Origin of the sequence: Pleurocapsa sp. PCC 7319, assembly GCF_000332195.1 — a bacterium.
Classification (GTDB): domain Bacteria; phylum Cyanobacteriota; class Cyanobacteriia; order Cyanobacteriales; family Xenococcaceae; genus Waterburya.
The window spans coordinates 6,241,285-6,255,302 of the sequence record NZ_KB235922.1; the positions used below are offsets into that span (position 1 = coordinate 6,241,285).

The 14,018-nt window shown below is 41.9% G+C and carries 11 protein-coding genes; 1 reads left to right on the forward strand and 10 read right to left on the reverse strand.

Translation table 11 applies throughout. The features are described 5' to 3' along the window. Window positions 1-55: 55 nt before the first annotated feature. The 10 genes from PLEUR7319_RS0132375 to PLEUR7319_RS0132420 form a co-directional block, all read right to left on the reverse strand. Window positions 56-631, reverse strand: coding sequence for a hypothetical protein (locus PLEUR7319_RS0132375; RefSeq protein WP_019509404.1), 576 nt, complete (start codon window positions 629-631; stop codon window positions 56-58). A 181-nt stretch (window positions 632-812) separates the two neighbouring features. Then, window positions 813-2,474, reverse strand: coding sequence for an OmpA family protein (locus tag PLEUR7319_RS0132380; RefSeq protein WP_019509405.1), 1,662 nt, complete (start codon window positions 2,472-2,474; stop codon window positions 813-815). A 128-nt stretch (window positions 2,475-2,602) separates the two neighbouring features. Continuing rightward, the gene (locus tag PLEUR7319_RS0132385) at window positions 2,603-5,188 is read right to left on the reverse strand and encodes a M1 family metallopeptidase (protein WP_019509406.1); all 2,586 of its coding nucleotides are present in this window, start codon (window positions 5,186-5,188) and stop codon (window positions 2,603-2,605) included. 114 nt (window positions 5,189-5,302) lie between these two features. After that, entirely contained in the window at window positions 5,303-5,728 is a 426-nt protein-coding gene (locus PLEUR7319_RS0132390) for a DUF29 domain-containing protein (RefSeq protein ID WP_019509407.1), read from the reverse strand. Between the two features lie 189 nt (window positions 5,729-5,917). Then, window positions 5,918-6,526 (reverse strand): ATP-dependent Clp endopeptidase proteolytic subunit ClpP, encoded by a 609-nt coding sequence (clpP, locus tag PLEUR7319_RS0132395; RefSeq protein WP_019509408.1) that lies wholly within the window; start codon window positions 6,524-6,526, stop codon window positions 5,918-5,920. A gap of 251 nt (window positions 6,527-6,777) precedes the next feature. After that, entirely contained in the window at window positions 6,778-7,752 is a 975-nt protein-coding gene (locus tag PLEUR7319_RS0132400; protein WP_019509409.1) for a carbohydrate kinase, read from the reverse strand. 37 nt (window positions 7,753-7,789) lie between these two features. Next, a complete protein-coding gene (locus PLEUR7319_RS0132405) occupies window positions 7,790-9,442 on the reverse strand; it encodes an iron uptake porin (protein ID WP_019509410.1) in 1,653 nt (550 codons plus the stop codon). 283 nt (window positions 9,443-9,725) lie between these two features. Then, window positions 9,726-10,367, reverse strand: coding sequence for a hypothetical protein (locus PLEUR7319_RS0132410; protein ID WP_019509411.1), 642 nt, complete (start codon window positions 10,365-10,367; stop codon window positions 9,726-9,728). Window positions 10,368-10,585: 218 nt separating this feature from the next. Then, the gene (locus tag PLEUR7319_RS0132415; RefSeq protein WP_051044487.1) at window positions 10,586-12,163 is read right to left on the reverse strand and encodes a mannitol dehydrogenase family protein; all 1,578 of its coding nucleotides are present in this window, start codon (window positions 12,161-12,163) and stop codon (window positions 10,586-10,588) included. After that, on the reverse strand, window positions 12,087-13,277 hold the full coding sequence (locus tag PLEUR7319_RS0132420; protein ID WP_019509413.1) for an ABC transporter ATP-binding protein: 1,191 nt from the start codon (window positions 13,275-13,277) through the stop codon (window positions 12,087-12,089). The genes PLEUR7319_RS0132415 and PLEUR7319_RS0132420 overlap by 77 nt, the downstream gene beginning before the upstream one ends. Window positions 13,278-13,512: 235 nt before the next feature. Here PLEUR7319_RS0132420 and PLEUR7319_RS0132425 point away from each other — a divergent pair, with 235 nt between their 5' ends. Next, a complete protein-coding gene (locus PLEUR7319_RS0132425) occupies window positions 13,513-13,920 on the forward strand; it encodes a four helix bundle protein (RefSeq protein ID WP_019509414.1) in 408 nt (135 codons plus the stop codon). The last annotated feature ends 98 nt before the right edge of the window (window positions 13,921-14,018 follow it).

Consider the following 14,018-nt stretch of genomic DNA (forward strand, 5'->3'; position numbering starts at 1 on the left):
CTTTTTACTCATTACTCGTGAAAGATATTAACTAACAGCGAGAAACTTTGCTCCTTTATCCATTTCGCGATGCTTTCACTTCATCGCCTGCCTCCGCAAGCATTTTCCAAACACTTGGCTGAGGGTGTTGTTGAGTAATTTTTAACCAGTATTGTTGTTGTTGCATTAGAGAACTTGATTCAGTTTTAGAAACTAATATCGTCATTCCCCCAGTCAATTTTGACTGTTGATAGTTTATTTCTGGCTCTAACAATCGTTGTAGCTTACAGTATAATTCTTCAAATTCAAAAGGTTGATCGAGTACATCATTGGCACCTGCTACCAAAATTTGAAACTTAGAAATATTGTGGGAAATACACAAACAGATCAACGGAACATCATATAGAACTGAGTCTTGACGAAAGCCTTGAATAATTTCTAAAGAGTTTTTTACACTTGGGGCGATACTTAAGATTACTAACTGAGGCTTGACGATCTGACAGTGAATTTCAAATGCTAAAGCTTCAACATAGTTAAATCTAACAACTTCATGACCCCAATTTTCTAGGAGCAATTGAAGTAGCCAAAGGCTTTCAGAAGGATGCTCGATAAGCCATATAAGTTGGCGGGATCGACTAACAGTTAAAGACATTTATATTAGAGGCTTAAATAACGGTTTATAATCATTGCCTTGATTTTATCTGTTTGAGTATATATACCCCAGAGTAAAACTACTTAAATGGGGTGTAGCAAAATTAAAAGCGATTGGCTTTGCCACTGCCCGAAGGGCAATCGCCATATTGCTTTTCCTGCCAATGCTATTCCTCATCAAACTACGAACGAATGCGAACCAAGCGAATTACAGTCCGTTGATTGAGAGAAGATTCAGGGCTGACTCCTGGTAAAGGTTGGGAAGAACCCAATCCTTCAGAGACAAAATTATGGGGAAGGCTTTTACTTTTTAGATAATTCTGAACCACTTGAGCTCTTTGCTGGGAAAGGGTTTTATTTAGGGCAGCACTACCAGTACGGCTGGTATGACCTTGAACTTTAACAGCAATATTGGCAGCACTAAATTCATCAATTTCAGCAACCAATTGATCTAGGGTCTGTTTGCCTGAAGCAGTCAACTGTGCTGAACCAGTTTGGAATTGAACCTCTCCACGAACTTTTAGATTACCGATTGGGGCGGCTTGTTGAACTTGGGAAGAAGAAATTTGTTTTGTGGAACTATCTGATTTTCCCTTGAGCAGGGAGGCTAGTTCGGGGTTATCTGCTGCAATTGAATCAATGATAGTTGCTGTTTGTTCAGCTATGGGGGCAAGATACTGAGAATCATATAAAGCTTGGGGATTATCAGGGATGTTGTTAATACGTCCCGATAGGGTAAGAATTCCGGAGATCGCCTTAATTCTCTTTTCAAGGGTTCCATTATTCATCCAGTCTTGAGCTTCGACTGAGGTAAAAAACTTAATGCCATCTTTAATGGTTTGAGCTTCGGAGATGTTTAAATTGCCATCAGTAGCAATTTGCCTTACTAGCAGTCCTTTATCTTGTAAGGAGCTATCCAGTCGCCGATAATATGCTTCGACAAAATGTTTAACTACCTCTGGATGAGTTTGTAGTATGCGATCGCGCGCAACTGCTACGTCAACAATTGTTTTAGGAGCGTCACTGCTGCTAATTACTACGGTATTTCCTTGTTGTTTAGCTTCTGTGACATAGGGTTCCCATAATACCGCTAAGGCGATCTCTTTATCCTTCTGCATTTGTGACCAAGCAACACTGGCATCTTCGACTTTAACAATGTCTAAATCAGCAAGATTAAAGTTATCAAATTTGGTATCTAAAACGGTTGCTAAAAATTCACTGGGAGTATCGCCAGCATAGACTATTTTTAGCCTTTTTCCTTTGCCAGCTTGTTCTTGGATTAACTTTTCTAAATCGATTAGAGACTTTAGTTGCGGGTAATATTGACTATTGAGAACTACAGCATCAGCACCGACAGTGCGATCAAGTAGGGCAACAATTGTCCCCTTAGGTTGATGGATTAAATATTGATCTAAGGAGGTAACAATTAGATCGGCTTTTCCTTGATTAAGAGCTGATGTTCGTGCTTTTTGATCGAATTCATCAGCATACTTTAGTTCAATTCCTCGTTCTAGTAGAGAACCCTGAAAAGCACTACTTCGTAAAGTTGAATAACCGCTAAATGTATCACCTAAAGTGTTTAAAGTTGTTTTAGATTGGGGATTGGTTGTAGATGTGCGATCGCCTAAAGTTGTTTGATTGTCAAGAATTCCTAATTTATGGGCAAGCCATGCTCCTCCGAGGAGAAGAGAACCTGTAACTACAAAGGTTGTACCTAAGACGAGGATTTCTCGGTTTTTGTGTGTGGGCATGATTATTTTGTTAATTAAATCAGTTAGTTGCTCCAACCGATTTCCTTCGCGCCCTTGCCATTCAGTTTGGCTTGCCCAGCTTGGAGCTTTCAACCATTCTAACTAGAATTACTATAGTAGTTGCAATAGTTCCAAGCGATCTTGTTGGTATCTTTAAATTGTTAGCTATTGACTTTATACTTCTGGTCTAACAACCACTTCAGTTAATAACAAATCGCTTTTCAATCATTGCTTTTCGCCTCTAACTTAGCTAGCCGACTGGTAAGGTCTTGGTTAGCTTGCTTAAGGCGATCAAGTTCTTGTCGCAACTCTTTGACGGCTTTATCCGATCCCAAGTTTTTTTGGACTTTAGTTACAGCTTCCTCTGCACGGCGACGTACTCTACCGTCGGGAGTTTGTGCTGCCAAATCATTGAGAATGCTAATAGCCTGGGCAGTTTGCATCTGTCCTAATGCTCCAACTACTGCTACTTGGGTTAAGAAAAAAGACTCCCCAGCGATCGCTTCTAATTGTTCTAAAATTTCTCCTAATTTTTCGGGAGTTTGACCAGTGGAAACAGTTCCTAAACACCTTATAGCTGCTAGCCTTAAAGCCTGAGGAATACCGGGCTTAGTATATTCGAGGATCATATCAACTGCATCAGGAGAGGTTTTCATTTTACTCAACCCTGCGATCGCACCACTGCGGACTACTTCATTCCAGCCAGCCCGTTGTTCCAAAATAGTTTTGAGTAAAGCGATCGCCTCTGGTTGTTTCGCTTTTAGATTTCCTGCAACCATTCCTCCTAAACTCCGAGCAGCAGTAGCTTCGGCGTAGTAACTAGGATCTCCCTGATTTAGACAGTCTGCAATTATGTCAAAACTGACAGCAGTTTTAAAGTTGCTTAAGGCATCAATCACAGCTCGGCGTACTCTGGCATCTTGATCTTTTAAACCTTTTTTTAAAGCATCCACAGCTTGGTTAAGTTTGATTTTGCCCAGTTTTTTGGCTACTTCTACCCGAACTCCCCAGAATGAATCATTGACTAAAGATTCAGATAGGGCTTTGACTGCTTCTAATCCGCCTTTCTTGGACAACGCCGCCGCCGCATAAATCCGAGAAATGGGATCGGGGTCGTATTTGAGCTGATTTTTTAACTCAGCCACAGAATACTTAAGAGTAACGGTTTTCAGAAAACTATTACCAACATCAAAACTAACAAAATCAGGTTTGTTTTCTAGAGGGAAGTAAAAGCTTTGTTCTGCTTGATGAATACGTAGAGGAAATGTTTTGAGTTTGGTATCAGAATTATCTTTAGAGATATAGCCAAAGGCTACAGGTAGTTTCAAATCAAACAAATCTTTGCTGTCACTATCTTTTTTTGCTTGTTTTTGAGTAACAGTTAATTTCGCCAGATTACTATCCCCATCCCAGGAATAAGCCACTTGATAATCGGGATGACCACCACGAAAAACATACTGATCGAACAAAAACATCAAATTATAACCAGTAGCTTTATCGATCGCTCTTAACAAATCAATCGTTTCTACTGTTTTATGGGCATTGTCCTGAACAAAGGTCTGAATTGCGCGATCAAATAACTCATCTCCCAAAATTGCCCGAATCATGTGATAAACACAAGCTCCTTTTTCATAGAGGTGTCGGTCATAAAGCTCGATCGCTTCACGATAAACATTAGTAACAATGGGACGGCGATAGCGGGAACTATCTTCGCTGATATAGCTACGAGCTTCGTTAAGGAGATAATAGGCAGCATCATCCCGACCATATTCTTCTTCTGTCCACAAGACTTCGGCATAGGAAGCCATCCCCTCTTTGATCCAAGCGTGGGACCAGTGCTTAATAACTACTAAATCACCAAACCACTGATGAGCTAATTCATGCAGTACTAAACTCTCTGTACGCATATTGTCGATCGCTGCCCGTTCATCTAACAAACATCGATCTGTTAACAGGGTAGTGGAAGTATTTTCCATCCCACCAAAGATAAAATCATCTACACATACCTGAGCATATTTAGGATAGGGATAAGCATAACCATATTTGGCTGAAAGATACTCCACCATGCGAGGGGTTTTACCCATACTGCGTTTGCCATCGGCTTCCCGTCCTTTTTCCACGTAATACGTTACGGGAATACCTTGCCACTGATCGGCAATTTCAGCAAAATCTCCTACTGCTAAAGTCATCAAGTAGGTAGGATGAACCTGCTTTTGTGACCAATGGTAAATTACGCCTCCGTCTATTTCCTCTTTATTAATTAACTCTCCATTAGAAATTGCCCGCATTCCTGCTGATACTTGTACTCTAATTTCTGAGGTAGCCAATTGACCAGGATAGTCAAAACAGGGAAACCAAAAACGGGAATCTTCATCTTCTCCTTGAGTCCAAACCTGAGTGGGTTTGTCAGGATAATCTTCATTCGGACCAATAAAGTAAAGTCCTCTTTGAGGATGATCTACCGAATAGGCGATCGCTACTTTGAGCACTGCTGAAGTGGTGGGTTGCTGTAGATAAATCTTTATTTGTTCCCCATCATAATCAAAGGGTTGACTTATGCCATCAACTAATACTGACTCAATAGCTAGATCTACGGCATCCATAGTTAGTTGCTGGATGCCAGAACGTACAGGAGTAAGAGTAGTAGTACAAGTCCCTTTAAAACTTTGATTAGAGATATCTAATATTAAATCGAGCAAAATATGATTGACTTGTCCCGGGCGGTCTGGATTGTAGTGAGGTTTCGCCCCTGGAAGTTCAAAAGATTTGCGATCGCTTTCCTCGACATCAAAATATAAGTGAGACATAAATTAATTAGATAATTGCAATTTACGGTTATTGATTAGGGTATCTAATCCAGCAAAATTTAACTTGAATATTATGCTTTTGTTTACTGGGTAATAGCTTAGAGAGCAGCATAATTAACCAAAATATTCTCGATTTAAAGCCTGTTCTAAAGTAATAATCGCATCTTCTGGAAGTAAAAAGTATCCACTGACTGTTTCTTTAGCATCAACCAATTCCTTCTCAAAAATTGAAGCTAAATAATTCTTAAGGCTAGGGCTTTCTTCTAACAACTCTCGTATTTTCTTACGGAAAGCACGAATCTCGATTTTCCACCCATTGGCACATCTTTCTTTTTCCGTTTCCCAATAACGCAATTTAAGCAGATGCTCTAGAAGCCTTCCTAAGTTACTTCTTAATGCCCTTTTGTCGCTTCTGCCCATATCTTCGATTTCTTCTAGCAAATTTGCCCAATCTAAAGTCTCAGTGTCTTTGTTTTTAAGGGCGATCGCCTGTTGCTCAAGCCATAAGTTAAAATCGCGATCGTGTAAATCTTGAATCATCTCCAAATATCAAGCTCAATTTCCTAATCTTGCTTTTGCTTTTATATTAATTCTTGGTCGCAAGTCTAATAAGTAAAATACCCGAGGTATCATTACCTTTCGGGTATCAACTGACGTTAATTACATTATGCTTTACTTGGATGTTACACAATAAATCAGTTTACTTGATCTTGAATTGCTAGATAAATATTAACTAACGGGTTGGGGAGGGTTACTGGCAGAAGGACGACGGGCAATCACCTGATCTATCAAGCCATATTCTTTGGATTCTTCCGCAGACATAAAGAAATCTCTTTCGGTATCTTCCTCAATTTTAGATAGGGGTTGTCCCGTATGATCGGCTAAATGTTGATTGAGTTTTTGTTTGAGATAGAGAATTTCTTTGGCTTGAATTTCGATATCTGTTGCTTGTCCCTGTGCTCCACCTAGAGGTTGGTGAATCATGATACGCGAGTTAGGAAGACTCATGCGCTTGCCTTTTTCCCCAGCACTGAGCAAGAAAGCTCCCATACTAGCTGCCAACCCGATACAGATTGTACAGACATCAGGGCGAATTTGATTCATGGTATCAAACATACCCATGCCTGCGGATACTGAACCACCAGGGGAGTTGATATAAAGATAAATATCTTTTTCTGGGTCTTCTGCTTCTAGAAATAGTAGTTGAGCAACAACTAAGTTAGCAATTTCATCGGTGACTTGTTGTCCTAGGAAGACAATTCTTTCTCGCAATAAACGGGAATAGATATCAAAGGCGCGATCGCCGCGACCTGAACTTTCAATAACTGTAGGAATCATGCAGCTATGCCTTATTTATGTTTATCTGATTGTAGCTATTTTAAAGGATCAAGGAGTTCTGATGAGGGCTGAAACAAGGGGGGAAATCACCAATGTCAAGTCATCAGTTATCAGCTATCGATAGTTAGCTTAATTGACCAGTGCCCTTCAGTTAAGCAATACCGTTTTAAATTTAAAAGACAACAGATCGTTTGTGTAGGGGCGCATGGCAATGCGCCCTTACGATCAATGTGTAGTCAAAGCTATTCAATTTAGTATAAAGCATTAATTTCATCTGGATCGGGTTGAGCAGCGATCGCTCCCAATTTAGTCGTAGTTAAACTACCTACAGTACAGGCGTATTTAACGATATCTTCTGCTGTTTGAGAATTTGACAGTTGCTCGATGCCATAGCAACACAACTGATGAATAAAGCCTGCCAGAAAAGCGTCTCCTGCACCAGTAGTATCTTTGACAATAACTTTAATTGGCTCGACTACTCCTTCATTCTTTCTCAAACAATAACTAACCTGAGCATCACCGTTGCTGACTAAAACACCTTCAATTGAAGCAAGACGATCGCAAATCTCTCCAGCATCGGCAGTATTAAACAACCACCGAGCTTCTTCTTGCGCTAGCTTGAGAAAATCAACATACTGCCAAAGCTCTTGAATCAATGGTAAAGCTCGATCTGGATCGAGCCAAAACATTGGTCGCCAGTTAACGTCTAAAACAATCTTTAAATTGTTTTCTACAGCTAACTCTAAGGCACGAAATATTGCAGCTTTAGCTTGATGATAGGCTAACTCTAGAGTCCCTAAAACCAAATATTCCGCTTCTTGAAATAGTTCAGTCGGTAACAAATCTTTGTTTAAATAAGCATCAGCAAATCGATCGGCTTGTCGCTCGCCGAAACCAGCAAAAGTGCGATCGCCTTGCTTAGAACGGGTAACGTATACTTTTCTGGTAGGTGCTTGTTCGTCATATTGAATACCCGAAATATCTACTCCAATTGATTCTAGGAGTTGAACCAATTGTTCTCCCTGCGGGTCTTTGCCCACACGACCAATAAACGCTGAAGGAGTTCCCAACTTTGCTAAGGCACAAGCAACATTTGCTGGTGCGCCTCCTGGATAATCAGTCCAAGATGTAACTTCCGATATTGTTTTGCCAGCTTGGTCAGCAAGACAATCGAACAATATTTCCCCAAGACAAATAACTTTTATCGGGCGATTTGCTGTTGCCATCATAAATCTTAGTTCCGTTTTACTACGAGTATTTAAATTAGAAATTAAAGGTGGTACGCAATACTCCCACATACTGCGTATCGTTATCACTATTATTCTCTGGATTAAAAATTGCCCAAACACCTGGAGTTACTGAGATATTGTCGTTAACTCGCAAGCGATAAAATGCTTCAACGTGGTAGGCATTGTCATTCTCTTCACGAACGTCGCTGGAGGTAACGTGGGGTGGCACGCCGAAGATGATTCCTGGTAGATTGCCCTCGCCTCCAAGATCGGGGAAAGAAAGACCGACCGCTCCATACCAAGCATTAGCACTATCACCCGCGTTAACTAAAAGAGCGTCTGTTCCACCCAAACCATCAGAAATGTCACTTAAGCCAGAGTCCTTCGCATTTGCCCAGATATAGCCACCCCAGCCGTGGATTTGGAAATTATCAGAGAAGCGATAGAATCCCTGCCCAGCGACGATATTGTTGGAAGTGGCAATACTATTTCCGAAGGGAGATGCTGATAGAGCGCTACCCGTTCCCCCAGTAAGATTGACTCCCCCGTCAGGAGTATAACCATGAGAATATGCCAAACCCGCGCCTGCGCGATCGCCTAAATATACTAAATGTGCCAGGGCATTGTAACCGCCGTTGAATAAACCGTTTTCCTGTAAGGGAGAATCGGGGTTGTCTGCCAAATAACCAATGGTTAAGGTCAACTCATCAGAAAACTTCCAATTAGCACCTACACCACCACCACCTCGGCGGAAAATCGGATCGTAAGCACCAAACAACGAAGGAACACCGTTGCCGTCATCGGCAATTACGGCAGGAGTCACAGTAGTTGTAATATCGGTATAGCCGATACCAACTGGACCTACAGCAAAGGATAGGGAATCACTGACGGGAAAATAGTAACGGATATGGGGAACACTAAGCTCATTAACTTTATTATCATCGAAATTGAGACGGGTCATTCCCGTACCCGTGGCTAAACCAATTTTACTATTGTTATCTTCATCAAAAAAGTTACCAAATTGCATGCGTACTCGCAGTAAGTCTTCTCCTGTAAAGCTGCTTTCAAAATTAAGACGACCACGATAGGCGAAGAAGGTTTCGGTTGGATCTTCGTCACCACCAACTCCATTACCAAAGCTATCGGTAACGGCAGTGATAACCTCAGCCACAAGTCTGGTCGTAGTCGAAAACTGATTGTCTTCCAAGACTGCAGTACGTGCCTCTATGTTATCTACTCGTCCTTGTAAAGTAGCTAGCTCGGTGCTAAAGTCTGCCTCCAATCTTTGTAACATGCTCAAGTCTTCTGGGTCGATCCGATTGATATTGTCAGCAACCAATTGACTAATTTGATTCAGACAGGCATTCAAACTGGCAGCAAACTCGTAACGAGTCAAAGGGCGATCGCCACGAAAGGTATTATCGGGATAACCTGATATGCAACCATAACGCTGCACCAGCGATTGTAATGCTTCATAAGCCCAGTCAGTCGGCTTTACGTCCGATAGCTGTCTGACGGAGGGAACTTGCCCTAAAGAACTATCTTTATCTTTTAGTAGAAAAGAATCTTCCGATGGTGCTGCCAAGGCTACTGAGGGAAGTAATAGAACCATAAAAGAACTGGATAACAGACTTTTCAAGATTAAATTATTTGAATGGCGTGACTGATGTTCTTGATAAATAGTCATGATTTTATTCTCCAAAAATAGATAGATTTTGTTATTTATTTGCAATAGAAAATAGAAGCAAATTGATTAAACATTTGCTAAATAAACTTGAGTTTTTTCTTAGCCTTTAGCCTTTAGCCTTTAGCTTTGGATTTCGTGTCCTCTCTTCTATTACGTAGTAATAAAGAGTCTCAATTAATTAGTAGTTCGGGCGGTCAACATTTGAAACAAGCCCCCGCTCTTCCGCCCTCAAAATTTACGGGTTTATTAGCTAATGGCTAACAGCTAATAGCTAAAGGCTTTTTTAAGAACCTAGTAACTCTCCAAAGAATCCCAGTAATAAAAGCAATAAACTAGCTATCTTTAATAAGCGATCAAGAGAAGGATGTTCGAGGAGATGTGCCAGGGGTCGAAGCAAAATAGAATTAATTGTAAGACCTAGCAAAGCTACTGTGACAATTGCTAAAACGGTAAATAAAGGAGCGATAGATACTAATAAACATCCAAAGATAAATATAGCTTCAACTAAGAAGAACCAATTAAAAATATGTAATTCTGCTAAGAATACAGTAAATACAGTTAACAAAAAACAGATCGCATAATTGAGAATATTCAATTGAAAAAATTTATTTTTCGATTCTTTATTGGTAGAATCTCTCGTATAGTCTTTCATAATTGTTTGACGAAAGATTACGACGTACCAAGCAAAACAGCGTTTGAGAAACTGAATCAGGGTCTTGGGCGAATTTGTGCTTTGTAGAGATGTACCAAATTTGCGAATTTTCTCGGGTCCAATAATATCGGCAACGATAGTAGTTGCTCCTAAAAACTGCATCACCTTGCCAATTCTCTCCCACCAAAAGATACTTATGCCCCAAAGTATTGCATCGGCAGGTAGGTTATCGGATAACCAAAGTTTCCAGGTTTCGCTAAGAGTAATTTCCATTTGTTGACCGCTTCGCGGTAGCCGTTAGCTTTTAGCCCTTCGGGAGCGGGCGCGTTCCCTTGCGTCTTACGCCGTCAAACAAGGATACCGCTTCGCATAACGCGGGGTCGCCCTTACTTTTAGCTTTTAGCTGTAGGCGAAGTTCATATCAGATTTCGGACATCTGTGCAATCGCTCGTGAAATTGTCAGAGCTTTAGTCTCGATCGCATTATTTCATTTATTTATCCTCCAATATTGATAATTTGAGGGACTTTTCTAAGAATTGCAATAGGGCTACGTTTGTTCCCAAGCGATCGATTTCGCTCCTGTATTCGGTTACAGCCCGAACAAAACGCGGGGATTGAGTGAGGTCGCCAAACACTTCCTCTATATCCAGTAAGGGTTGGGGATTTGAGCCAGCTACACGAGCGCGTTCTGTAAGAAGATCTGCTCTAGAATCTTCGATAGTTAGAGGCTGACCTTGCTCATCAGTACCTTTTAGGCAGCGAAACCAAAGGGCGATGGTAAAGCTTAAGTAATCTATCGAACCATCTTGTTCTAGCTGATCGCGTAGGCTACCAAAGATAAACTTAGGCAGTTTGTCAGAGCTATTGAGACAAAGACGGGATAGGCGATCGCTAACTTTAGGATTGGCAAATCGCTCGATTAGGGTTTGTTTGTATTCCTTAATGTCCACACCTGGCAGGGGTGAGAGAGTGGGTGTTACCTCATCCATTAAGCCTGCAATAGCCCGTCGGATCGGTTCGTAGTTCATGGCTTCTGAGGTATAGGTATAGCCCAGCAGCGAACCTAAATAGCCTAATAACGAATGACCCGCATTGAGCAATCGCAGCTTCGCCAGTTCGTAGGGATGAACATCATCGGTCATTTGTATGCCGACAGCTTCCCAGTTGGGTCGTCCCGCACAGAATTTATCCTCAATCACCCACTGATTAAAGGGTTCGGCTACCACGGGCCAAGCATCGTCAATGCCAAAGCGATCGCGCACCAATTGGATCTCGGCGGGAGTAGTGGCAGGGGTAATGCGATCGACCATGCTGTTAGGAAATGCCACGTTACGCTCGATCCACTCTCCCAAATCTGGATTTTGCAGCTTGGCAAAGGCGGTCAGCATTTTACCGAGAACCCTGCCGTTGCCCTGGACATTATCGCAGGATAAGACGGTGAAAGGCGGCAAGCCATTTTGTCGTCGTTGTTTCAGGGCAGCGGTTAGGAAGCCATACACCCCTTTCGGGCGATCGGGATGCTGTAAGTCATGCTGGATAGTGGGATGTTGGGCATCGAACTCGCCAGTACCTTCAATTACAAAGTAACCTCCTTCGGTAATAGTTAGAGTAACAATTTTGCACTCCTCCCCTGCTAGGACATCTATCACAGCCTGGGGGTTTTCTGGTGCCATTAAATATCGGGTAATCGAGCCGATAATTCGGGCAGTGTCTTGCTCTGGAGAACGTTCGATCAAAGTGTACAGACAGTCTTGAGTCTGCAAAATATCTCGCTTGTTCTTATCGTTTGACAAACCAACACCACAGATACCCCAGGTGCTTCCCTGGTTGTCGTTCCCTCGTTGCTCGTGTTCGATATATTCGTCTAAATAGAGAGCTTGGTGGGCGCGATGAAAACCGCCTACGCCGATATGAACAATGCCATTTGTCACCGCATTACGATCGTACTGAGGGATGCGAGCCTGCTCAGACAGTTGCGAGAGATTGCTCTGATTAAGAGGAATAGCGGTCTTTGTCGATTGTTTGTTCGATTGAGTTGGGGAATGGTTGGATGGGGCGAAGCTGCTCATGGGATTGTTCTGCTGTAAAGTTATGTTGTTGGGCTTTAGGAATAGCTAGATCGTTGGAGTCGAATATGTGGCATAGGTTGCCGTCGATATAAATAGGTACGCGATCGCCAACTGTCGCTCTGATATCACCTTCGGCTTGGACGATCAGGGTATCGCCACCTGGCGCTCTAACATAGAGAGAAGTAGCATCACCAAGACGTTCCACTACAAGGACTTCACCCATTAGAGTAGGATTATTGGCATCGATGCGTAGATGTTCGGGGCGGATGCCCAGAGTAGAGCGATCGCCTACTATTAAAGTTTTTGGCTGTACTGGCACGGTTACAGTCCCATCACCAGGCAGTCTTAAGGTAGTGCCTGAATCTTGAACGCTAGTAGTCATGACCGATAGGAAATTCATCTTCGGAGAACCAATAAATCCCGCGACAAAGCGATTGCGGGGATGATGGTATAGTTCCATCGGCGTACCGATTTGTTCGATAATGCCACCTTGGAGAACCACAATTTTGGTAGCTAAGGTCATTGCTTCAATCTGATCGTGGGTGACATAGATCATCGTAGACTCTAAGCTGTTATGCAGACTGGCAAGCTCTAATCGCATCTGTCCCCGCAAAGCTGCATCCAGGTTAGATAATGGCTCATCAAACAAAAATACTTTAGGATTTCGGACTAATGCACGACCGATAGCTACCCTCTGTCGCTGTCCCCCAGAAAGCGCACCAGGCTTACGTTGTAACAGTGGTTCTAGCTGTAAAACCCCAGCGACTTCTTTTGCCCTGGCGAGTCGTTTGGCTTTGGACATCCCTGCTAGTCGCAAACTAAAGGACATATTTTCGGCTACCGTCATGTGAGGATAGAGGGCATAGGTTTGAAACACCATTGCCAGCCCTCGTTGGTCTGGGGGAACGTGGTTCATCCGTTCGCCATCGATTAATAGATCTCCAGAGGTAATTTCCTCTAGTCCCGCGATCATTCTGAGGAGGGTAGATTTACCGCAGCCAGAGGGTCCGACGAAGACTACAAATTCGCGGTCTTCAATATCTAGATCTATGCCTTTAATAATCTCTGTATCGGTGTAGGTTTTGCGGATGTTTCTTAAAGTTACAGTTGACATGATTTTAATTTTTTTAATGAACTATGAATGGTTTTGGCTTTTAGCTTTTAGCTTTTAGCCTTTAGCCTTTAGCCTTTAGCTCTTAGCCTTTAGCCTTTAGCCTTTAGCCTTTAGCTCTTAGCCTTTAGCCTTTAGCCTTTAGCCTTTAGCCTTTAGCTTTTAGCCTTTAGCCTTTAGCTTTTAGCTTTTAGCTGCTTGTAGTACAATATGGGTATTAATAATTACTATTGTTTAGATGCAAAGCTTTACCGATCTCAAAGTCTGGCAAAGAGCTCATGAATTCACCCTGCTAATCTACAAAGCTACAGCTAACTTTCCTAGCGAAGAAAAATTTGGTTTAACTAGCCAATTAAGAAGAGCAGCAGTTAGTATTGAGTCAAACATAGCTGAGGGAAGAGGTAGAGGCAGCGACAAAGATTTTGGCAGATTTATATCTATGGCAATGGGTAGCTGTTTTGAACGTGAGAGATGCGTCGTTTTACGGCGCAAATCTAATCACGTTGTTGAAGTTAAAAGCCAGATATTAATTGCTAGAGACTTAAACTTTATTTCAGCAACACAATCAGATTTTCTAGAAGTAAAGGTTGATGAAGTATCAAGGATGCTAAACTCTTTAAAGATAAAGCTAATGGCTAATAGCTAATGGCTTTAAACAAATACTCTGATTGTTATTTACATAAACAACTTGAAATTAAATCAAGCTAATGGCTAATGGCTTACAGCTAATGGCTGGAAGCAAAG

Coding starts and splice junctions, on each gene's coding strand:
- PLEUR7319_RS0132375 (WP_019509404.1), bottom strand. CDS start 631: ATGTCTTTAACTGTTAGTCGATCCCGCCAACTTATATGGCTTATCGAG.
- PLEUR7319_RS0132385 (WP_019509406.1), bottom strand. CDS start 5,188: ATGTCTCACTTATATTTTGATGTCGAGGAAAGCGATCGCAAATCTTTT.
- PLEUR7319_RS0132390 (WP_019509407.1), bottom strand. CDS start 5,728: ATGATTCAAGATTTACACGATCGCGATTTTAACTTATGGCTTGAGCAA.
- clpP (WP_019509408.1), bottom strand. CDS start 6,526: ATGATTCCTACAGTTATTGAAAGTTCAGGTCGCGGCGATCGCGCCTTT.
- PLEUR7319_RS0132400 (WP_019509409.1), bottom strand. CDS start 7,752: ATGGCAACAGCAAATCGCCCGATAAAAGTTATTTGTCTTGGGGAAATA.
- PLEUR7319_RS0132405 (WP_019509410.1), bottom strand. CDS start 9,442: ATGACTATTTATCAAGAACATCAGTCACGCCATTCAAATAATTTAATC.
- PLEUR7319_RS0132410 (WP_019509411.1), bottom strand. CDS start 10,367: ATGGAAATTACTCTTAGCGAAACCTGGAAACTTTGGTTATCCGATAAC.
- PLEUR7319_RS0132415 (WP_051044487.1), bottom strand. CDS start 12,163: ATGAGCAGCTTCGCCCCATCCAACCATTCCCCAACTCAATCGAACAAA.
- PLEUR7319_RS0132420 (WP_019509413.1), bottom strand. CDS start 13,277: ATGTCAACTGTAACTTTAAGAAACATCCGCAAAACCTACACCGATACA.
- PLEUR7319_RS0132425 (WP_019509414.1), top strand. CDS start 13,513: ATGCAAAGCTTTACCGATCTCAAAGTCTGGCAAAGAGCTCATGAATTC.